Source organism: Xanthomarina sp. GH4-25, from assembly GCF_045363175.1.
Taxonomy (GTDB): Bacteria; Bacteroidota; Bacteroidia; order Flavobacteriales; family Flavobacteriaceae; genus Xanthomarina.
Window position 1 is genome coordinate 92093 of record NZ_JBJFLO010000006.1, and the last position, 22929, is coordinate 115021.

Sequence of the window (22929 nt, forward strand, 5' to 3'; positions counted from 1 at the left end):
TTTATTGTTCTCGTAAATTATTTATGGCTTCCACAACAGAGCTATGTGTTGCAGTATGTGATTTAAAATATTCTATTAACGTATTCTTCTCTTCTTGAGTAGCCTCAAACTGATTTAGAATATTCATTAAGTGCATTTTCATGTGTCCTTCCTGAATCCCTGTGGTTGTTAAAGAACGTAAAGCAGCAAAGTTTTGTGCTAATCCGGCTACTGCTACAATCTGCATGAGTTCTTTAGCTGTTGGATTGTGTAATAATTCTAAGGCTAATTTAACTAATGGGTGTAAACTAGTTAAGCCTCCCACAGTTCCTAAAGCCAAAGGAATTTCTATCCAAAAATAAAAAATATCGTTTTCAATTTTTGCATGCGTTAAACTGCTGTATATGCCATTTCTAGAAGCATAAGCATGAACACCAGCTTCAACAGCTCTAAAATCGTTTCCTGTAGCTAGAACAACAGCGTCAATACCATTCATGATGCCTTTATTGTGTGTTACGGCCCGAAAAGGTTCTATCTCTGCTATTTTAACTGCCTGAATGAATTTTTTTGCAAATTCTTCTGGATTGATAGATGGATCTTCGGTTAAATCTTTAACAGGACAACTTACTTCAGCTCTTACCAAGCAATTAGGAACGTAATTGGAAAGAATACTCATAATAACATCAATGTCCTTTTCTTTTTCTGAAAAACCATCATATAGTAGCGCTTCTTCTCTAAAGGTTTTAGCAAATTGCTCCAAACAGGAATTGATAAAATTGGCTCCCATGGCATCTAGAGTTTCAAACGTAGCATGCAACTGAAAATAACCATCAATACTTTCAGTTTTGTCACGAAGCTCAATATCTAAAATGCCACCACCGCGTTTTTCCATGTTTTTGGTAATGGGTTGTGTAGCTTGAATAAGTTTGGATTTTACTGTCTTAAAAAAAGTATTTAAAACCGGAAAGTCGCCATGAAATATAAAATGTACTTGACCAACTTTGGTAGTTGATAACACTTCAGCTTTAAAACCACCTCTTTCAAACCAAAATTTGGCAGCTTTACTAGCAGCAGCAACAACAGAGCTTTCCTCTATAGCCATTGGTATGGCGTGCATTTTATTATTTATTAAAAAATTTGGAGCCACCCCAAAAGGCAAATAATAATTGGTAATGGTGTTTTCTATAAACTCGTCGTGTAATTGCTGTAGCTTGATGTTTGAATTCCAATATTGTTTGATAATGTTTTTGGCATTATCATTATTGTTGAAATAGGTGGCTACAATCCAATCGATCTTATGCGATTTAGAAAGTTTAGAAAAGCCGGAAATAGATTTACTCATGGAATTTAAATTGAAAACACAAAGATAATGTACTTGATGCTAATAATTTCTGAGTTACGCTACAAAAGCCTATTTAACTGTTAATATTTACGGTTTTTTGCTTATTTTTTAGTAAACTTGACATTATTTTATCTTAAAGAAATTATTTAATGAAATTCACAAAGCACCTGCTCCTTTTTTGCTTTTTCGCAACCCTTTTAGCATCAGCACAAAACAAAGAAATCTCACTTGAAGAAATATGGGATGGAACCTTTAGAACTGAACGTATGGATGCCTTGCATTCCATGAAAAACGGACAACAATATTCTGTTCTTGATTTCGATAGAGCTTCAGGTACAACATCTATAGATGTTTACGACTATAAAACTTTAAAAAAAGTAAAAACATTAGTTAATTCAAGTGCAATTGAAGCCTTAACATATTTTACAGATTATACGTTTAGTGATGATGAAAGTCAGATTCTTTTAGCAACAGATGTGGAATCTATTTTTAGACGCTCCTCTTTAGGGAAATACTTTATTTTCGATACAAAAACGCAGCAAGTAACGTTGGTTGCAGAAGAAAAAATACAAGAACCTACCTTTTCTCCAGACGGAAAAAAAATAGCTTATGGTTATAACAACAACCTTTTTGTAAAAGATTTAAATTCTGGTAAAACAACTCAAATAACGTTTGATGGTGAGAAAAATAAAATCATTAACGGTATTACAGATTGGGTTTACGAAGAAGAGTTTGGTTTTGTAAGAGCTTTTGAATGGAATGCAGATAGTAATAAAATAGCCTTTATTAGATTTGATGAAACCCTTGTGCCAGAATTTTCAATGGATGTGTATGGTTCAGCACTCTACCAAACACAAGATGTTTTTAAATATCCAAAAGCGGGTGAAGCAAATGCCATTGTATCGCTTCATTTATATAAGTTAGATACAGATAAAGCTTCAGAAGTCAAAGTGAATAAAGATTATAACGATTTTTATATTCCTAGAATTAAATGGACAAATGATCCAGATGTATTAAGTGCCCATTATTTAAATAGACACCAAGACGAATTAGATTTGTGGTTAATTGATGCTGAAAAGCAATCTGCTAAATTAGTTTTAGAAGAAAGAGATGCTGCTTATGTGGATGTAACAGACAACCTAACCTTTTTAAAAGATAACAGTTTTATCTGGACTAGTGAAAAAGATGGCTTTAATCATATTTACCACTATTCTAAAGAAGGAAGGTTGATTAATCAAGTAACTAAAGGGAATTGGGAAGTAACTAGCTATTATGGTTATGACGAAAAACACGATAAAATTTTCTATCAATCTACCGAAAACGGTTCTATCAACAGAGAAGTTTATTCCATAAAACTAAATGGAAGAGATAAAGTGCGATTAACAAAAAACGAAGGAACTAACAGAGCATCATTTAGTGCAGATTTTTCTTATTTTATAAATTCATTTTCTAGTGCTACAACGCCACCAGAATACACCTTGAACGATGCAAAATCTGGAAACTTAATAAAAAGCATTAAGGATAACGATAAGTTATCAGACAAATTATTAGACTATAAAACATCTAAAAAAGAGTTTAGTACCATAAGTATAAATGGAAACGATTTAAACATGTGGATGATTAAACCTGCTAATTTCGACGAATCTAAACAGTATCCACTTTTCATGTATCAATATTCAGGACCAGGGTCGCAAAGCGTTTCTAACAGTTGGAATGGGGCTAACGATTATTGGTATCAATATCTAGCTCAAAAAGGCTATATTGTCGTTTGTGTTGATGGTAGAGGAACAGGATATAAAGGTGCAGATTTTAAAAAAATGACTCAAAAAGAACTAGGCAAATACGAAGTCGAAGATCAAATAGATGCAGCTAAACAATTAGGACAATTACCTTATATTGATGCGTCTCGAATAGGGATTTGGGGTTGGAGTTATGGTGGATTTATGAGTAGTAATGCGCTTTTTAAAGGAAACGATGTTTTTAAAATGGCTATTGCGGTAGCACCAGTAACAAGCTGGCGTTTCTACGATACTGTTTATACAGAACGTTATATGACAACACCTCAGGAAAACCCGAGTGGGTATGATGATAATTCACCGATAAACCATGTAGATAAATTAAAAGGTGACTTTTTGTTGATTCATGGTACAGCAGACGATAATGTGCATGTGCAAAATACCATGCGTATGGTTGAGGCATTAGTACAAGCCAACAAACAATTTGAATGGATGATTTATCCAGACAAAAACCATGGCATCTATGGAGGCAACACACGTTTACATTTATATACTAAAATGTCCAATTTTATTGATAGTACTTTAGGTGATAAAATAAATCAAAAAGTTGAAAAGACTGAAGAAAAAACGAAGATTAAAGGATAAAAAAATATTATACTAACTAACAAATAAAATATGTCAGATCAATTAGACCATTTTAAAGAAGAACCTCAATTATTCGGCCATCCTAAAGGATTGTTCTATTTATTTTTTGCTGAACTATGGGAGCGTTTCAGTTTCTATGGTATGCGAGCCTTGTTAACCCTTTACATGGTTCAAGAAATATTCAAAGCTTTAGTAGATAAAGATGCAGCAACAGCTGTTGTTTATGCCTCTTATGGGTCGTTAGTTTATGCTTCTACTGTTATTGGAGGGCAGATTTCTGATAAAATTCTAGGAATGCGAAGCTCGATATTTTTAGGTGGTATTTTAATGGCCATTGGACACTTTGTCCTAGCCATAGAGAATAATATGGCATTTTTTACTGCCTTGGCATTTATTGTTGTTGGAAATGGATTTTTTAAACCCAATATTTCAACTTTTGTAGGATCTTTATATAAAGATGGTGATGTTAGAAAAGATTCCGGGTTTACTATTTTCTACATGGGGATTAATATTGGTGGCTTTGTAGCTCCATTACTTTGTGGTTGGTTAGCTGTTGAATATGGTTGGCATTACGGTTTTGGATTAGCAGGTATTGGCATGTTAACAGGCTTAATATTCTTTTGGAGTGGTATTAAAAAGAATGTTTTTGGAGATAGAGGTTTACCTCCTAATATGGAAGTATATGAAAAGAAAATGTTTGGGATACCTCAGAAGAATTTAATTCCTATTATTTCGGTTTTAGCAGTTCCAGTTATTGCTTATGTATTGTCGCAATATAAGGCTATTCTTGGTGAAGAAACTATTGTGAGTATCATATTTAAAGTTATTGGTGTCGCTATATTAATTTATCTAATAAGAATTATGATAAAAGCAACATTAGAAGAAAGAAAAAAACTAATCATGGCAGTTTTAATAACATTTTTCATGACGCTTTTTTGGGGATTCCATGAATTATCAGGCAGTGTTATTACCTTATTTGCTTCAAGAAATGTAGACTTGACTCTAATTAATGCGAGTCAAACAAACGCTTTAAATTCTATGTTTATCATTATTTTAGCAATTCCTATTTCATTGCTTTGGGCTTACTTATCTAAGAAAAACTTAAATCCTAGAACACCATATAAATTTGGTCTTGGATTGGTTTTGGCAGGTGCCAGTTTTTATATTTTAGCCATGAGTGCAGGAAGTGCAGATGAAAACGGGATGGTGCCATTTGCATATTTATTTATTATGTATTTAGTAATTTCTATTGGAGAATTATTTATGTCACCAGTTGGATTGTCTAAAATTACAGATTTATCACCAAAAAGAATCGTAGCATTCATGATGGGAATCTGGTTCTTATCTTCAGCTTATGCTTTTCAAATTGTAGGTTTTATTTCAAAACAATTAGCTGTAGAAAGTACAGATGTGAATGTAGGAGGCTTACAGACCTTAGCAATATATACAGATGGTTTTGGTTTAATCGCGAAATATGCATTGGGAGCAGGTCTTGTTGTTTTAATATTTTCTCCATTAATGAAAAAACTAATGGGTAATGTCCACTAAAAAATATACTAACTAAATTAATTATATATGAATACAGATGTTGAAAATCTATTTAAAGACAAGGTAATTGGTCATCCAGCTGGTCTATTTGTGTTGTTTTTTACTGAAATGTGGGAGCGTTTTTCATTTTATGGAATGCGTATTTTATTGGTGTTATTTTTAACAGCTCCAATTTTAAGTGATAATCCAGGTTGGGATTGGCCAAGAGAACATGCCTTAGCATTAATTGGAACCTACGCATCGTTACTATACCTAACACCTATTGTGGGTGGTTGGGTTGCAGATAAAATAACAGGCTATCGTGTAGCTGTGGTTATTGGTTGTTTGATTATGACTTTAGGACATGTTTCAATGGCTTTAGAAACCACGATGACTTTTTATATTGGTTTAGCCTTGTTGGTTGTTGGAACTGGATTTTTTAAACCAAATATTACCTCGATTATTTCAGAAATGTATAAAGGTAAAGAGTCAAAAAAAGATGGCGCTTATACCATTTTTTATATGGGAGTGAATGCAGGGGCTTTCTTCGGAATGATGCTTTGTGGTTATTTAGCTGAAAATTACGGATGGTCTTGGGGCTTTGGTTTGGCTGGTATTTTTATGTTTTTGGGAATGTTGCAATTTTGGTTAGCAAAAGATTTATTTGGTAATGTTGGAGGAAAACCTTCGATAAAACATGTCGTAGAAATTCCTCAGAATATTAACGAAGATGCCCCTAAAGAACAAGAAGATGCAGCTGTTGATGAAAAACTGAACCCATTTACCATGTTCGATAAAATATTGGTAGTATTATCGTCTGTAGGTGGATTAATATATTTGTTTAATGATCCTTTAGAAAAAATTGATGGCTCTAGTTTGGTGCCATTTCAAGTAGGTTCTTTAAGTGGTTCTAATTTTGTGGTTCTTTGTGCTTTAGCTTTGTTTTTAATCTTATTGGTAACAAGAATTTCTAGATATTTACCTATAGTTAGAGATCGGATTATTGCTGTTTCAATCTTTGGTGTGTTTACTGTGTTTTTCTTTGCATTTTTTGAACAATCCCTTGGTTCTATGACGTTATTTGCAAGAGATTATACAGATAGAACCTTGGTTGGTAATTCAGCCTTAATATTTAAGGTCGTAGATGCTTTATTAACTACAGTCCCACTAATGATTATTACCTGGGTACTTTGGTTATTAGCTAAAAAGACTTTTTCAAGAATTGGGATGTCTAATATTATTTTGGCCATAGCTTTTGCAGGCTTATGGTTTCTAGTCATTTTTAGATTAATAGATAAATTTTCTCAAGAAGGAAATGAAATAGAAGCTACTTGGTTTGGAATTTTAAATTCGTTTTTTATTATTACTTTGGCTCCATTATTTTCAAGATGGTGGGAAAGTAAATACAATCCAAGTGCAGCTATGAAATATGGTATTGGTCTAATTTTATTAGGATTAGGCTTTGCGATTCTGTCCTATGGAGCCTCCGACATACCATCTGGTGCTCAAACAGCTTCAGTAAGTATTATCTTTTTAATATTAGCTTATTTACTTCACACCATGGGAGAATTGTGTATTTCTCCAGTAGGCTTATCTTATTTAAGTAAATTAGTGCCAGCTAGAATGATTGGTTTTATGTTTGGTGTCTGGTATCTTGCCATTGCAGTTGGTCAAAAAGCAGCTGGAACTATGGGAGGAATGATTGATAAAATTTCCGAACAATACTCGCTTGGGACGTTCTTTTTAATATTTACATTAATTCCAATTGGGGTTGGTGTTATTTCAATTGTATTAAATCCCTTACTTAAAAAGTTAATGCATAACGTTCGTTAATCGAATTTTTCGTTAAAATTAATAGAAAACACTCCATATTAGGAGTGTTTTTTATATTTTAGGAACAGTTTTTGAAAACCTACTAAACTTAATTACTAAGTTTGAAATTATATATTACTATGAAAAAAATATTATCCGTTTTAGCCATTTTATTATTTATTGTAAATGTTAATGCACAAGAAATTAACTGGGTTAGTTTAGAAGATGCTATGGCTCTTCAGAAAAAAGAACCTAGAAAAATTATGATTGATGCTTATACTAATTGGTGTGGGCCTTGTAAAATGTTAGACAAAAACACCTTTAGAAATAAAGATGTAGCAGATTATGTAAATAAACATTATTATGCAGTAAAATTTAATGCAGAAGGCAATGAGACTATTAAGTTTAAAGGAAACACATTTACAAACCCTAGTTACAACCCTGCAAATGCCAATAGACGTAATTCGCCTCATCAATTAGCAGCATATTTTAGTGTAAGATCCTATCCAACTATTATTTATTTAGATGAAAAAGGTGAGCTTTTATCTCCTGTTATAGGTTATAAAACACCCCAACAAATAGAAGTGTACTTAAAATTGTTTAATGAAAATGCACATGTTAATATGAAAACACAAGAAGACTTTTCTGCTTATTACAGTGCCTTTAAACCGGAGTTTTCAAATTAATTTGAATTATAATTTATAACAAAAGCCCCCTTTTTATATGTACTATGAAAAGAGACTTTTAGTTTTTGACAAGTTGCTTCCCATCGATTTGTGTATGATTTGTAATTGCTACCATCTGCAATGATTCGTTTGGGTTTTAAGCTATCTATCACCCGAATTAAATTTATTTTTGGTGAATTTCTAAGTAAAATAATATCAGGTTTTAACCTTCTTACTTTATAAACCCCTAGGCTGTCAATAGTTAAAATGTACTCCTTATTTATTTTATATAAGGATTTCATGGAGTCTTCAATAATAGTTGAAATATTGTTTTCTGTTACAAAATTTGAAATAACATAATCTGATGTTTTATTAAAATTTGGTATGTTATGATTGAGAAGTAATGATTTGCCCTCTTGAATTCCAATTAGTGATTGCCTGTTTTTTTGAAATATTACGAACCTGTTTTTCGATTGTTCCTGATACTTGGTAAAAATCTGGATATTTTGAAATAAAATTATGGCTAACAAAACATAGACAACATGCTTAAATGATTTAATTTTATAAAACTGATAAAAGGCTATTATGAACAGATAGCTGACAAAAACTTCAATGAGATTAAATGAAATGTCTTTAAAGTAAAAAGCTTCTTGTTGGGCAATCCATTTAAAAAAATCATTCATCCAACTAATAATATTACCATATATTGAAGCTATAAAATCAGGTAATATATTAAGTAACGCCATTCCGATAACAATTAAACCATATCCTAAAATAATTCCAAGAACAGGAATAACAATTACATTAGATAATAGAAATAGCCCTGGAAACTGATGAAAATAAAATAAACTAATAGGTAGTATGCCAAATTGTGCAACAACAGAAACAACTAAAGCTTGCCAAAGCTTATCAACAACCCAATATTTGGGCTTAAAAAGGCGATAAAAAAATGGATAAAAAGTAACAATACCAATTACTGCAAAGTAGCTTAATTGAAAACCAACATCGAAGACAAAGCTAGGTCGAATAAGAAGTAATATAAAGGCAGAACACGCTAATGTATTAAGAGTGTTTAATGGGCGCTTATAATTCATGCCAACAGCAACAAAAGTAAACATGGTTGCTGCTCTAGAAACCGATGCAGATAATCCTGCAATTATTGCAAAACTCCAAAGACAGATAATAATAAGGACGATTTTATAAATATGACCATGTTTTACTAATTCAAGGGGTTTAAACAACAGGTTTAAAAAAAGTAAAATAATACCAACATGTAAACCCGAAACTGCAAGAATGTGTATCGCTCCAGCTTTCTTGTAATCGTCGTAAATCTCATCACTTATTTCCTTTCTCTGGCCTAATAAAAGCGCATTAATAATAGCAAGCTGGTTTGTGGTAAAGGTATAGTTTTTTAGTTTCTGATTTATTTTAGATCTTATGGCATCAGCAAAACCAAAAATGGTTTGTTTTGAATGACTGACAATATATAGAGACTGATAATCTGTAAATAGTTTTGAATAAATGTTTTTGTTTTCAAGAAACGCCTTGTAATTAAATTGATTTGGGTTTAAAGGATTAAGTAACGGATAAAATTTCGCGTTAATAATGAATAGGTCATCAACTTGTAATGGTTTTGAAACAGAATCGATTTTAATGTTCAATAGTGCCAATCCAGATGTCTTGATGCTATCAATTTTTAAAACTTCAACCACATATTTATCATTATAGATATTTGATTTTAAGGGGTCCGTAATCCTTAATGTCATGTAAGATGTAGAATCGTTATAAAAACTTTTTAGATGTGTATAATGGCTTTTATAATTTCTATGATCGTGAATGTTTGCAATTAAAATTCCTAAAGAAATCATAGTCAAAAATGCAATACAACCAAACCATATGTTTTTTTTATAAAGAGGTTTTGAAATAATGTATGCGATGGCTAAAGCACAGAATAAAACAATAGTTATTACACTAGCATGAAATAGAGAAATAGGAAAATAATGAGACAATAAGATGCCTATAACCAAACAGATGGTTAGCTTAATAATAACAAAATCAAGTAGTTTCACATAAGTAAGATAGTGAAAATCTTACAATATTCTGCGTGCTTGTACAAAAGCAAAGTACCAGTACTTCTCTGATAATCTTGAGGTTATCACGCCTTTGCTAGTTGTTGAATGAATAAATTCTACATAACCAGACCTGGCTTCAGTAACCAAACCAACATGGTTAATTGATCGACTGTTTTTCTTTGTTGCAAAAAATAATAAATCGCCTTTTTGGACTTCTTTTACATCTACCCAATTCCCAGTTGTTGCTAAATCTCCAGTGGTTCTTGGTAGCGAGATGTTCTCACTACTATAAGCAGTGGTTATAAGTCCAGAGCAATCCATGCCTTTTTTTGTAGTTCCCCCATACTTATAACGAACACCATTATATTTTTCGGCAGTAGTAATAATATTCTCTATGGTGGAATTATCTGTAGAGTTTCTATGGTTGTTTGAACTCTTTGTAATCGTTGTCGTTTTTGTGCTTTTTCGACTGTTGCTTTTAGTGTTTTTTGTTGATTTACAGGCCGAAATGGTTAATATAAGAATTAATAAGTAGGTAATTTTACGCATGTTAGTTTTTAATGGAATTGTAAATTAATTTAGCTGTTTTATCACTGGCTCCTTTACCTCCTAATTTCTTTTCAAGGTCATAATATTCTAAAAAAAGTGTGGCACGGTTATAAGGATCAAGAATGTTGTCTAGTTCTTTTTTTAAGTTACTTTCAGTGAATTCATTTTGAATGAGTTCAGTTACCACTTTTTTGTTCATTATTAAATTCACTAAAGAAATGTATTCTAAATTAACCACCCGTTTACCTATCTGATAAGAAATCCAATTGCCTTTATAACAAACTACTTGTGGAACTTTAAATAAAGCAGTTTCTAAAGTGGCAGTTCCAGAAGTCACTAAAGCAGCTGTTGAAACAGACAATAAATCGTAAGTTTTATTAGATATAAAACGAACATTGGTATTCTTGATAAATTGCTTGTAAAAACTGTAATCCTGACTTGGCGCGCCAGCAATAACAAATTGGTAATTAGGATAGCTTTTAGTTATAGATAACATTACTGAAAGCATTTTTTTTATTTCTTGCTTACGACTACCAGGTAAAATGGCAATAATGGGTTTTTCGTTTAATTCGTAATCTGCCCGAAATGTGTATTCGTTTATTTGTGTCCTATTGGCTATAGCGTCAATCGTTGGATGACCAACAAATTCCACAGGATAGTTATGTTTTTTTTCGTAGAAATCTTTTTCAAATGGAAGAATAACATACATTTTATCGACATCTCTCTTTATGGATTTAATCCTACTTTCCTTCCATGCCCAAATCTGTGGTGAAATATAATACTGTGTTTTGTATCCATTTTGTTTTGCCCATTTGGCTATTCGAAGATTAAAACCTGGATAATCAATAAAAATAATTACGTCTGGATTGAATGCTTTAATATCTTTTTTGCAAAAAGATAAGTTGTTGGCTATTGTTCTTAAATTCATAATAACCTCAGCAAAACCCATAAAAGCTAGGTCTCGATAATGTTTAACTAAAGTATTGCTTACCTCACTCATTAAATCTCCACCCCAAAATCTAAATGTTGTATTAACATCTTCTTTGAGTAAGGCTTTCATGAGGTTGGAGCCATGTAGGTCTCCAGAGGCTTCTCCAGCAATAATGTAGTATTTCATATAGCCGTTTTTCTAGATAAATTTAAACACAAAAGTTGAAATAGCAATAATTACTGTAGCTAAAAGTACACCTCTTGCTCGATAATCTTGTTTCTTTTTTATAAAAATAAAAAAGACTGCAAGATTTAATATGGCACCTAGACTAATTAGTTTTCCTAGAATGCCTTCTGAAGAGGCAGACCTTAAAACGGTAAAAAAATCGTTACCATTTCCAAAAGCTAAAGCCGCGAAATAAAGCCCTATAGTATTTGCAACAAGTCCAATTATAAATCCTATTAGTATTTCTTTTTTCATTTAAGCTTAATTTATTTCAGTATCGTTAAAATTCCAAGTGTTTAAGTTTGATATTGCATGATGTGCCGTTAGATCGAATTGCACTGGAACCACAGAAATATAACCATGTTCTAAAGCCCATTCATCAGTGTCCTCTCCATTGTCTAAATTTACAAACTTACCAGTAAGCCAATAATAATCTTTTCCTTGTGGTGATTGGCGTTTATCAAATTCTTCTACCCAATTGGCTTTTGCTTGTCGGCATATTTTAACACCTTTAATAGCTTCTTTAGGTAACTTAGGAAAATTGACGTTTAATACAACATTATCAGGAATACCATTTTCTAATGCATTTATTGCAATACTTTTTACATATTTTTTTGTGGCCTCAAAATTAGCATTGTAATTATAATCTAATAGAGAAAACCCAATAGCAGGAATACCTTCAATACCAGCTTCTAAAGCAGCACTCATGGTTCCAGAATAAATTACGTTTATAGAAGAATTAGATCCATGATTAATTCCCGAAACACACAAATCAGGTTTTCTGTCTAGAATCTCCCTAACAGCAAGTTTAACACAATCTGCTGGTGTTCCAGAACAACTATATTCTAATTGCTCGCCTTTATCAATAAAAACACGTTCTAAATGTAACATCGAATTAATGGTAATAGCATGTCCCATACCACTTTGAGGGCTGTCAGGCGCAACTACAACAACATCTCCAATCTCAAGCATGACTTCAATTAAGGCTCTAATACCAGGCGCTGTAATACCATCATCGTTTGTTACTAAAATAAGTGGTTTCTTAACCATAAATAAAAATTGAATTAACATTGCTAAAATACATAATTTCCTACGTAACACATTATTTTATCTGGTTTAACAAAAAATTAGTACCAATTGATATTATTGGCATAGTTTTTTCTTTAATTTAGTAAAATAATAGACATACTTTTTGAATTGTAGTTACGTTTTATGTATTATTATAGCCCAAATCAAATTACTTCTACAATACATTGATAAATAAATATGATAAGATTTATGAAAAGGAATTATAAAATTTTAATGTTAGTGCTTCTGTTAGCGTTTGCATCTTGCAGTTTTACTACTAAAACTTTTGAAGATCCCGATAAAGATAAATTACTAATTCAGGTAATTACTTACGTGCTTCAGCGAGGACATTTCGACCCAAAAGATTTAAATGATGATTTTTCTGCTGAAGTTTATGCAGAATATTTAGATCAATTAGATCCATTAAAAAGATATTTTTATAAATCGGATATAGATGAATTTGAAAAATTCAAATTTCAACTGGACGATCAATTAAAAGCATATGATATTTCATTCTTTAATTTAACTCATGAAAGACTAGTACAAAGAATTGAAGAGTCTAAAGCTATTTATAAGGAAGTGTTAGAAATACCATTCGATTATTCTTTGGATGAAGAATTTAATTCCGACTACGAAAGCATTGGGTATGTTAAAAGTAAAAAACAAATGAAAGATCGTTGGAGACAACAACTTAAATTCTCGAATTTAGTGAATTATGATGCTTTAATGGTTGAGCAAGAAAAAGCAAAAGCCGATAACAACTTATATGAAACAGTAGATAATGAAAATTTGGATGATGATACTTTAAATAATGAAGAAACCAAAAAACAAAAAGCAAAAGTAGAAAAGAAAACACCTGTTCAAATTGAAGAAGAAGCACGTGCAGAAACGCTAAAATCTATCAATTTATACTATAACGACTATATTGACGATTTAGTGAGAAAAGACTGGTTTTCAATGTATGTAAATGCCGTTGTTGGAGAATTTGATCCACACACAAGTTATTTTGCACCTGAAGACAAAGAAAACTTCAATCAACAAATATCTGGAAAACTGGAAGGTATTGGAGCTCGTTTGTCAAAACGAATGGATAATACGAAGATTGTTGAGCTAATTTCTGGTGGTCCAGCCTGGAGAGGAAATGAGTTAGAGGTTGGAGATATTATCATGAAAGTGCGTCAAGAAAAAGAAGACGAACCTGTAAATATAGTTGGAATGCGTCTAGACGATGCTATAAAACTTATTAAAGGCCCAAAAGGAACAGTAGTTGTGCTTACCGTTAAGAAAGTAGATGGTACAATAAAAGATATTAGCATAACTAGAGACGTAGTTGAAATAGAAGAAACATATGCTAAAACATCTATGGTTGTTAAAGACGATAGACGTTTTGGAGTTATAAATCTCCCTAAATTTTATGTAGATTTTGAAGATTATAAAAGTAGAAATGCAGCATCAGATATTAAAAAAGAGATAGAACGTTTAAAAGCAGAAGGTATGGAAGGCCTTGTTTTAGATCTTAGAAATAATGGTGGAGGTTCACTTCCAGTTGTAGTAGATATTGCTGGAATGTTTATAAAAGAAGGTCCTGTGGTGCAAGTTAGAGCTACAGGCGAACCAAAAGAAGTGTTAGAAGATAAAGATAAGTCCATTGTTTGGGATGGTCCATTAGTAATTATGGTCAATGAATTGTCAGCTTCAGCATCCGAAATTTTAGCAGCTGCAATGCAAGATTATAAACGAGCTATTGTAATTGGTAGTAAGCAAACCTATGGAAAAGGTACTGTTCAAACCTTTTTAGATTTGAATAATATGGTTCGAAATAATAAAGATGGTGATTTAGGAGCTTTAAAATTAACCACTCAAAAATTTTATAGAATTAATGGTGGTTCAACACAGTTGGAAGGTGTCAAGAGTGATGTCGTTGTTTTAGATAGATACAGTTTTATCGATATTGGCGAAAAAGATCAAAGAAATCCACTGCCATGGGATAAAATTAGTGCTGTGGATTTTAAATTCTGGGATGGGTATTTCGATTATAACGAAACAATTGCAAACAGTACAAAAAGAATGAATGATAACGAACAATTGAAGCTAATTGGGGAAAATGCTAAATGGATAAAAGCAAGAATGGACGAAAATATACATTCTTTAAATTACCAAAAATATAAAGCACAATTAGACCTTAATGAAGAAGAGTCTAAACGATTTGATAAAATTTCTGATTACCAAACCAATTTAACTTTTGTGTCTTTACCTTACGAAGAAGAGATTTTTAAAACAGATACAATCTTAAAAGAAAAAAGAGATAGATGGCATAAAAGTTTAAGTCAAGATGTATATGTTGAAGAAGCCATAAATGTTCTTGAAGATTTAAAAATGTCTTATTCAATTAAAAAAGTAGCCTCTACAGTTAAAGATTAATAATAAATGAGTCAAAATTCAAGCTCATTAAGTCAATTAGCGCTCCAGAAATTTAAACATGATTTTTGGGGCGTTTTTAGCTTTTGGTTTATTGTTTTAGTAGGTGTTATTTCTGTTTTTGCTTATGCATTTGCTCCAGATAATTCACAATATGCCAATCAGATGCATTTGTCAATCCATTCTAAAAAACCAGGATTTAAAACGCAAATGTTAATTTTGCCTTCTTCTATTGAAAACAATCAAATTTTTTTTGACAAATTATTTTTTGGTAAAAAAAACACAGAAACAGAAATACCAATTTCATCATATCAGCTTCTAGATAATAAGCTGTTTTATAAAGAATATGCTTCAGATGGTCTTGAAGGTGCTGAAAAAGAATTGGTCTTAACCAATTTTAATTCAGAACAGATTGATGCTTTAATTCAAAACAAGACTTTTCTTTTTGGTACAGATAAATATGGTCGCGATTTATTGAGTAGAGTTTTAGTTGGTGCCAGAATTTCTTTTTTTATTGGTTTTGTGGCTGTTTTTATATCGTTAGTTATTGGCATTTTTATGGGAAGTATTGCAGGCTATTTTGGTGGAAAGGTAGATGCCTTTATTATGTGGATAATAAATGTAACCTGGTCTATTCCAACCTTATTGCTAGTTATAGCCATTACTTTAGCTTTAGGTAAGGGGTTCTGGCAAGTGTTTATTGCAGTTGGATTAACCATGTGGGTTGAAGTTGCAAGAGTGGTAAGAGGACAAATTATTAGCGTGAAAGAAATGCAATATGTAACAGCAGCAAGAGCTTTGGGTTTTAACGATTTTAGAATTATTACCAAACACATTCTGCCAAATATTATGGCTCCCGTTATTGTTATTTCTGCAGCTAATTTTGCTGCTGCTATTTTAATTGAGAGTGGTTTGAGTTTTTTAGGTATTGGTGCACAACCTCCAATGGCTAGTTGGGGAGCTATGATTAAAGACCATTACAACTACATTATTTTAGGGAAGCCTTATCTAGCTTTAATTCCAGGATTTTGTATTATGAGTTTGGTTATGGCTTTTATGTTAATTGGTAATGCGCTGCGAGATGCGTTAGATGTGAAAAGCAGTTAGTCAAGCTTCATGTTGTTATTTAAATCATCAATATATTTTAAAACAGCCTCTTTCCCTATGTCTTTTGAAGATGAGGTAATAAAATATTTAGGCATTTCTTCCCAAGTTTCTAAAAGAATATTTTTATAATCTTCAACATGATTTTCAATAGCTTTAGGTCTCAGCTTATCGGCTTTAGTGAAAATAATAGAGAATGGAATTCCGTTTTCACCCAACCATTGCATGAATTCTAAATCGATTGGTTGAGGTTGGTGTCTAATATCTACTAAAACAAAAGCAGAAACTAATTGCTCTCGCAAATTAAAATATTGAGTAATAAATTTTTGAAATGTCTTTTTAGCACTCTTCGAAACTTTGGCATAACCATAACCAGGTAAATCGACTAAATACCAGGTTTTATTTATTAAGAAATGATTTATAAGTTGAGTTTTTCCTGGTCTACCGGAAGTTTTTGCAAGACTTTTTCTGCTTGTTAGCATATTGATTAATGACGATTTCCCGACATTACTTCTACCAATAAACGCATATTCAGGAATAAGATTTTTTGGACATTTAGCAACATCAGAATTGCTCATTACAAATTCTGCCGATTTTATTTCCATAATAATGTTCTGTGAAATTGAAAAGATCTTCTTTAACGTTTTTCTTTTTTAGAAGTTTCTTTTCTTAAGCCAACTTTCTAAAATTTTATTAAACTCATCTGGGTGTTCCATCATAGCAGCATGCCCACATTTATCTATCCAGAACAATTCGGAATCTGGTAGAAGCTCATTGAATTCTTCAGCGACATCTGGTGGTGTCACAGAATCGTTTTTCCCCCAAATAATACAAGTAGGAGTCTTCATTTTTGGTAAGTCTTTAGCCATGTTGTGTCTTATGGCACTTTTAGCAATGGCTAAGGTTTTTATAAGTTTGTTTCTATCATTTACTGTTTCATAAACTTCATCAACAATTTCTTTAGTTGCAACTTCGGGATCGTAAAATACGTCTTGAGCTTTCTTTTTTATTACTTCGTAATCACTTCTCTTAGTGTAACCGCCACCCATTGCACTTTCGTACAAACCAGAACTTCCAGTAATTATTAAGGCTTTTACCTTTTTTGGATATTGTTTTGTGTAATATAAACCAATATGTCCTCCTAAAGAATTCCCTAATAATATAACATCATCGAAGCCTTTAAACTCAATGAATTCATGTAAATATTTAGCAAAACTTTTAACATTGGTTTTTAGTAAAGACATTGTGTAGATTGGTAATTCAGGAATAATTACTTTATAGCCTATTGCGCTGAAGTGTTTGGTAACAGATTCAAAATTACTTAATCCTCCCATTAATCCATGTAACACAATAATTGGTGTTCCTTCTCCAACTTCAATATATCTAAAATCTTTTTCCGTTTTTAATCTATGCGCCATTAAGTAGTAAGTCTTTACAATAAAAACAAATATAGGTAAATCATTCATAATATATCCATATAAATTTTATGGGATTCAAATGTCTTATAAATGAGATATTAACAAGCTGTTGATTAGATTTCTTTAAAAGTGTAACCTGTTAATTTTGAGGCTCTAAAAAAATATAATTTCAGGTAATACCGAATAAATCATGCTGTTAATCGAAAATTTATCAACAAAGTGGTAGAATGTGGTAAAATGTGGTATATTTTTCAATATATTTGAATCTTAAACACAAAATTGATAACGGAACCCTTTGAACTCATTAATAGGAACATACGAATGTAAAGTAGATGCTAAAGGAAGGCTTATGCTTCCTGCTGCATTAAAAAAGCAATTGGCTCCTGTTTTACAAAATGGGTTTGTTTTAAAACGAGCTGTTTTTCAGCCATGTTTAGAATTGTATCCAATGGCTGAATGGGAGGCTTTAATGCAAAACATCAATAAGCTTAACAGGTTTAAGAAAAAGAATAACGATTTCATCCGACGTTTTACAGCTGGAGTAAAAGTTGTAGAAGTTGATGCTACTGGTCGTTTATTGGTTCCAAAAGATTTAGTGGCTTTTGCAGGTATTTCAAAAGAGATTGTGGTTTCATCTGCAATTAATATTGTTGAGATATGGGATAAAGACAGGTATGAACAAGCTATTGATGACGCTACTGGTGATTTTGCAGATTTAGCTGAAGAAGTTATGGGACAAGATGACGAGCATGGAATATCATAATCCAGTTTTATTAAAAGAAACCGTTGATGGTTTGAACATCGTTAGAGATGGTGTCTATGTAGATGTCACCTTTGGAGGTGGAGGCCATAGTAGAGAGATCTTGAAAAGACTTGGGGAGAAAGGAAGACTCTTTGCTTTCGATCAAGATGCTGATGCGCTTGAAAATAAAATTGACGATGAGCGTTTCACCTTAATCCATGAAAACTTCAGATTTATTAAAAGGTTTTTGAGGTTTTATGGTGTTAAAAAAGTGGATGGCATTTTAGCTGATTTTGGTGTGTCTTCACATCAATTTGATGTTGCAGAGAGAGGTTTTTCAACGAGGTTTGAAGCCGATTTAGATATGCGAATGAATCAACAAAGCAAGCTTTCAGCTTATCATGTAGTTAATGAATATAGTGAAGAGCAACTTAAAGATGTTTTGATGCAGTATGGCGAATTAAGATCTGCTCCGGCAATGGCAAGTTTAATAATTTCAAATAGAGCTGTTGAACCAATTAAAACCAGTGAACAGTTAAAAGGTATTCTAAAGAAATTTTTGCCACCAAAACACGAAAATAAAGTGTTGGCACAAATATATCAAGCTATCAGAATAGAAGTAAATCAAGAGATTGAAGCGTTAAAAGAGCTTTTGTTGCAAACACCAGATTTGTTAAATAAAGATGGTCGATTAAGTGTTATTTCATATCACTCTTTAGAAGATAGATTGGTAAAACGATTTATTAGGAATGGCTTATTTGAAGGAGAACCAGAAAGAGATGTTTTTGGAAATTTTGAAGTGCCATTAAAAAAAGTAGGAGGATTGGTGGTTCCAAGTAAAGAAGAAATAAAAATAAATAATAGAGCACGAAGTGCCAAGTTAAGAATTGCTGAAAAATTATAAATGAAGAAAGGGATTCTAAATATATTAAAGGGAACATTCCTAGTTAATGATGATGCATTTAAAAACTGGCGTATGATTCTATTTGTTTCTTCATTGGCGTTAATTATGATAGCTAGTTCGCATAGTGCAGATAAAAAAGTACATGAAATAGCCAGATTGAATAATGAAGCAAAAGAATTGCGATCGGCATTTGTAGATGGAAGAAAAAAGCTCATGGAGCTCAAAAAAGAATCAATGGTAGAATTGAAAATGAAAGAAAAAGGCTTAGCCATATCGGAGATTCCACCAACAAAAATTAAAGTTAAACCTCAAAATTAGTTCAGCTTGGCAGTAAACGAGAAGAACATATTAAACCGATTGTATTTTTTAGCAGGATGTATGTTCATCTTCGCTCTAGCAGTTGTGTTTAAACTTTTGAGTATTCAGTTTGTTCAAGGTGATAAGTATAGAGAATTGGCCGAAGAACGAACTATTAAAAATGTAGTTATCCCAGCAAATAGAGGTAATGTGTACTCTATTAATGGGAATTTACTAGCAACGTCCATTCCTAAATACGATATTCGAATAGATGCTATAACACCAAGTTCTGCAACTTTTGAAAAATATTTGAAACCATTATCAGATTCACTTTCAAAATTTTCGAAAAAACCATCTTCATATTATCAAAAAGAAATTAGAAAAGCCAGAGTAAATAAAAACAGATACTATCTCTTAGCAAGAGATATTGGATATTCAGATTATATAAGAATTAGAAATTTCCCATTATTAAATCTTGGAGCTTATAAAGGGGGATTGATTGTAGAACAGACCACAAAAAGAGAACATCCAATGGGAGGTGTGGCAGAACGCACTATTGGTTACGAGCGCTTTGATGAAGCAGGAAATGTTACAAGGCCTGGAATTGATGGTGCCTTTGGTGTTAAATATCTTCGAGGTACAGATGGTTTGAGGTTAAAACAGAAAATTGGTAATGGACAATGGAAACCCATTGCAGACTATAACCAAGTGGAGCCACAAGATGGATACGATTTATATACAACAATAAGCGTTAATATTCAAGACATCGCGCATAATGCCTTGTTGCAACAATTAGAATATTACGAAGCTGAACATGGTTGCGTGGTTGTTATGGAAGTGGCTACTGGTGAGATTCGAGCAATTTCAAATTTAGGCAGAACAGAAAAAGGGTCTTATTACGAGAAATTGAATTACGCTGTTGGTGAGTCTCACGAACCTGGTTCTACCTTCAAGGTTATGGCTTTAATGGCAGTTTTAGAAGATAAATTAGTAGATACATCAACGGTTGTAGACACTAAAAATGGAGTAAAAACTTTTTACGGACGAAAAATTAGAGATTCTAAGCATGGTGGTTATGGAAAAATTTCAGTTGCTAGAGCTTTAGAAGTGTCTTCAAATATTGGATTGGCAACAATTATTGATGAAGCATATTCTAAAAATCCGGAAAAGTTTCTTAACCGTTTAAAAAGCTGGAATTTAGATAAACCATTAGGCTTACCAATTTTAGGAGAAGGAAAGCCTAAAATATATGAGCCTGGTCATCCAAAATGGAGTAAAAATGCCTTGCCTTCTATGTCTTATGGCTATAATTTAGATATAACACCATTACAGACTTTAACATTCTATAATGCCATTGCAAATAATGGTGTTATGGTAAAACCTAAATTCATTAAAGAAGTAAGAGAGTTAAATAAACAAATTGAAACTTTCGAAAGAACGATAATTAACAATAAAATATGCTCCGATAAAACCATCAAGGAAATGCAAGAGATTCTTAAGAATGTGGTTGTTCGTGGTACAGGAAAATCTTTGTATTCGCCATATTTTTCTATGGCAGGAAAAACAGGAACAGCTCAAACTGAGTATTGGATGGAAGATTGGGATAAAAACCCAAGATATGTGTCGTCTTTTGCTGGTTATTTTCCAGCTGAGAATCCGAAATATTCTTGCATTGTTATCATTCATAAGCCAAGTACAAAAAAAGGATATTATGGAGCAGATGTTTCTGGTCCAGTCTTTAAACGTATCGCACAAAAAATATTTACCGACACCCCAATAATTGACGAGGTAAACTCACTAAATGTCAAAGATATAGAGGCAGAAAAAGAGTTTGATAGTTATTATTCAACAGCTCAAACATATAAAACCATTATGCCAAATGTAATTGGATTGCCTTTAATGGATGCGCTTGCACTTTTAGAAAACATGGGATTGAAAGTGCAAATCCAAGGAATTGGAATCGTAAAGTCTCAATCTTTAGATAAAGGATTAAAAGTTAAGAAGAATCAAACAATTGTTATTCAGGCCTCATGATGACACTAAAAGACATATTATATAAAGTAAACCTCAATGCTGTTGTTGGGAGCACAAGTGTGTCTGTTAAAAATATCAATTTCGATTCTAGAAGCATTTCTATAAACGATGTTTTTGTAGCCATCAAGGGAACTGTTTCTAATGGACATGAGTTTATCGATACAGCTATCAATCAAGGAGCAGTTGGCATTATTTGCGAAAAGCTTCCACAGAATATACAAGAAGGAATTACTTATGTTGAAGTAGATAGTGCTTCAAGAGCTTTGGCTATTATGGCTTCAAACTTTTATAAGAATCCTTCCGAAAACTTAAAGCTTGTTGGGGTAACTGGTACGAATGGAAAAACCACAATTGCCTCATTGCTATACCAGTTATTTAAAAAGGCAGGATTTAAAGTTGGATTATTATCAACTGTAAAAATTATGGTGGATAATAAAGAATACAAGGCAACGCATACCACGCCAGATTCTTTAACTATAAATAAGTATTTAAAGGAAATGAATGATGAAGGTGTTGACTTCTGTTTTATGGAAGTAAGCTCTCATGGCATTCATCAAAATAGAACTGAAGGCTTGCAATTTGAAGGAGGTATTTTTACCAACCTATCTCACGATCATTTAGATTATCACGATACGTTTGCTGAATATAGAGATGTAAAAAAATCGTTTTTCGATAAGTTGCCGACTTCAGCATTTGCATTGGTAAATGTTGATGATAAAAATGGCTTGATGATGCTTCAAAATACCAAAGCGAAGAAGTTAACATATGCACTAAAAGGGTATGCCGATTATCGAGCTCAAATTTTAGAAAACCAATTAAATGGCTTGTTGCTTAAAATAAATGAAAGCGAAGTCTGGACTAGATTAATTGGGAATTTCAATGCATATAACGTCTTAGCTATTTATGCTACTGCTGAATTATTAGGTTTAGAAAAGGTTGAAAACTTAAGAATTATTAGTGAATTAGAAAGTGTAGCTGGAAGATTTCAATATCTCATATCAGATGAAAAAATAACGGCCATTGTAGATTATGCGCATACACCAGATGCATTAAAAAATGTATTGGAAACCATTAATAGTATTCGAACTAAAAATGAAGAGTTAATTACTGTTTTTGGTTGTGGTGGCAATAGAGATAAAACTAAACGTCCAAAGATGGGGCATATTGCTTCGGCTTTAAGTACTAAAGTGATTATTACTAGTGATAACCCTAGAAATGAAATTCCGGAAACCATTATAGATGATATTGAAAAAGGTATTGAACCTCAAAATTTTAAAAAAATTGTTTCGATAACCGATAGAAAACAAGCCATAAAAACTGCCTGTCAGATGGCAAGCCCAAACGATATCATTCTAATAGCAGGTAAGGGTCATGAAACATATCAAGAAATTAAAGGCGAAAGATTTGATTTTGACGATTTTAAAATAGTACAAGAATTTTTAAAACAATTACAAAAATAAT

General features: G+C 32.2%; 19 protein-coding genes. 11 read left to right on the plus strand and 8 right to left on the minus strand.

Going from position 1 to position 22929, the window contains the following annotated elements; all coding sequences use genetic code 11:
* Position 1: 1 nt before the first annotated feature.
* Complete coding sequence (locus tag ACI5KZ_RS10095; protein ID WP_406847573.1) at positions 2-1321, minus strand: hydroxymethylglutaryl-CoA reductase, degradative; 1320 nt, start codon at positions 1319-1321, stop codon at positions 2-4.
* 149 nt (positions 1322-1470) lie between these two features.
* Here ACI5KZ_RS10095 and ACI5KZ_RS10100 point away from each other — a divergent pair, with 149 nt between their 5' ends.
* From ACI5KZ_RS10100 to ACI5KZ_RS10115, 4 genes are all read left to right on the plus strand, one after another.
* On the plus strand, positions 1471-3702 hold the full coding sequence (locus tag ACI5KZ_RS10100; protein WP_406847574.1) for a S9 family peptidase: 2232 nt from the start codon (positions 1471-1473) through the stop codon (positions 3700-3702).
* 30 nt (positions 3703-3732) lie between these two features.
* Positions 3733-5250: a peptide MFS transporter gene (locus ACI5KZ_RS10105; RefSeq protein ID WP_109308521.1), complete on the plus strand. Its 1518-nt coding sequence runs from the start codon at positions 3733-3735 to the stop codon at positions 5248-5250.
* Between the two features lie 27 nt (positions 5251-5277).
* On the plus strand, positions 5278-7062 hold the full coding sequence (locus ACI5KZ_RS10110) for a peptide MFS transporter (RefSeq protein ID WP_406847575.1): 1785 nt from the start codon (positions 5278-5280) through the stop codon (positions 7060-7062).
* Between the two features lie 119 nt (positions 7063-7181).
* On the plus strand, positions 7182-7727 hold the full coding sequence (locus ACI5KZ_RS10115; protein WP_109308523.1) for a thioredoxin fold domain-containing protein: 546 nt from the start codon (positions 7182-7184) through the stop codon (positions 7725-7727).
* On the opposite strand, the gene ACI5KZ_RS10120 is transcribed toward ACI5KZ_RS10115, so the two are convergent.
* Genes ACI5KZ_RS10120 through surE form a run of 5 tightly spaced genes read right to left on the minus strand, consistent with a single transcriptional unit; the run spans position 7724 to position 12533 of the window.
* Entirely contained in the window at positions 7724-9775 is a 2052-nt protein-coding gene (locus tag ACI5KZ_RS10120; protein WP_406847576.1) for a ComEC/Rec2 family competence protein, read from the minus strand. The genes ACI5KZ_RS10115 and ACI5KZ_RS10120 overlap by 4 nt on opposite strands.
* Before the next feature lie 21 nt (positions 9776-9796).
* Positions 9797-10327 carry a C40 family peptidase gene (locus tag ACI5KZ_RS10125; RefSeq protein WP_406847577.1) on the minus strand — a complete coding sequence of 177 codons (531 nt, stop codon included), beginning with the start codon at positions 10325-10327 and terminating at the stop codon, positions 9797-9799.
* Position 10328: 1 nt separating this feature from the next.
* Positions 10329-11444: a lipid-A-disaccharide synthase gene (gene lpxB / locus ACI5KZ_RS10130; protein ID WP_109308526.1), complete on the minus strand. Its 1116-nt coding sequence runs from the start codon at positions 11442-11444 to the stop codon at positions 10329-10331.
* A 12-nt stretch (positions 11445-11456) separates the two neighbouring features.
* Entirely contained in the window at positions 11457-11738 is a 282-nt protein-coding gene (locus ACI5KZ_RS10135) for a hypothetical protein (protein WP_109308527.1), read from the minus strand.
* 6 nt (positions 11739-11744) lie between these two features.
* Positions 11745-12533: a 5'/3'-nucleotidase SurE gene (gene surE, locus ACI5KZ_RS10140; protein WP_109308733.1), complete on the minus strand. Its 789-nt coding sequence runs from the start codon at positions 12531-12533 to the stop codon at positions 11745-11747.
* Between the two features lie 228 nt (positions 12534-12761).
* Here surE and ACI5KZ_RS10145 point away from each other — a divergent pair, with 228 nt between their 5' ends.
* Together ACI5KZ_RS10145 and ACI5KZ_RS10150 are read left to right on the plus strand one after the other, a co-directional pair.
* Positions 12762-14972, plus strand: a complete 2211-nt coding sequence (locus tag ACI5KZ_RS10145) for a carboxy terminal-processing peptidase (RefSeq protein WP_109308528.1) — start codon at positions 12762-12764, stop codon at positions 14970-14972.
* Between the two features lie 6 nt (positions 14973-14978).
* Positions 14979-16076, plus strand: a complete 1098-nt coding sequence (locus tag ACI5KZ_RS10150; protein ID WP_406847578.1) for an ABC transporter permease — start codon at positions 14979-14981, stop codon at positions 16074-16076.
* Here the strand turns inward: ACI5KZ_RS10150 and yihA are convergent.
* Both yihA and ACI5KZ_RS10160 read right to left on the minus strand, forming a co-directional pair.
* Complete coding sequence (gene yihA / locus ACI5KZ_RS10155) at positions 16073-16678, minus strand: ribosome biogenesis GTP-binding protein YihA/YsxC (protein WP_109308530.1); 606 nt, start codon at positions 16676-16678, stop codon at positions 16073-16075. The two genes, ACI5KZ_RS10150 and yihA, sit on opposite strands and share 4 nt — an antisense overlap.
* Positions 16679-16726: 48 nt before the next feature.
* On the minus strand, positions 16727-17491 hold the full coding sequence (locus ACI5KZ_RS10160) for an alpha/beta fold hydrolase (RefSeq protein WP_109308531.1): 765 nt from the start codon (positions 17489-17491) through the stop codon (positions 16727-16729).
* 295 nt (positions 17492-17786) lie between these two features.
* Here ACI5KZ_RS10160 and mraZ point away from each other — a divergent pair, with 295 nt between their 5' ends.
* From mraZ to ACI5KZ_RS10185, 5 genes are read left to right on the plus strand one after another with little or no spacing between them, the layout of a single operon-like run.
* A complete protein-coding gene (gene mraZ / locus ACI5KZ_RS10165; protein WP_109308532.1) occupies positions 17787-18254 on the plus strand; it encodes a division/cell wall cluster transcriptional repressor MraZ in 468 nt (155 codons plus the stop codon).
* The gene (gene rsmH / locus ACI5KZ_RS10170) at positions 18241-19137 is read left to right on the plus strand and encodes a 16S rRNA (cytosine(1402)-N(4))-methyltransferase RsmH (protein ID WP_406847579.1); all 897 of its coding nucleotides are present in this window, start codon (positions 18241-18243) and stop codon (positions 19135-19137) included. Before mraZ ends, rsmH begins: the two co-directional genes overlap by 14 nt.
* Positions 19138-19455: an FtsL-like putative cell division protein gene (locus tag ACI5KZ_RS10175; protein ID WP_109308534.1), complete on the plus strand. Its 318-nt coding sequence runs from the start codon at positions 19138-19140 to the stop codon at positions 19453-19455.
* Positions 19456-19515: 60 nt separating this feature from the next.
* A complete protein-coding gene (locus ACI5KZ_RS10180) occupies positions 19516-21468 on the plus strand; it encodes a penicillin-binding protein (protein WP_109308535.1) in 1953 nt (650 codons plus the stop codon).
* Positions 21465-22928 (plus strand): UDP-N-acetylmuramoyl-L-alanyl-D-glutamate--2,6-diaminopimelate ligase, encoded by a 1464-nt coding sequence (locus tag ACI5KZ_RS10185; protein ID WP_406847580.1) that lies wholly within the window; start codon positions 21465-21467, stop codon positions 22926-22928. Before ACI5KZ_RS10180 ends, ACI5KZ_RS10185 begins: the two co-directional genes overlap by 4 nt.
* Position 22929 lies beyond the last annotated feature (1 nt).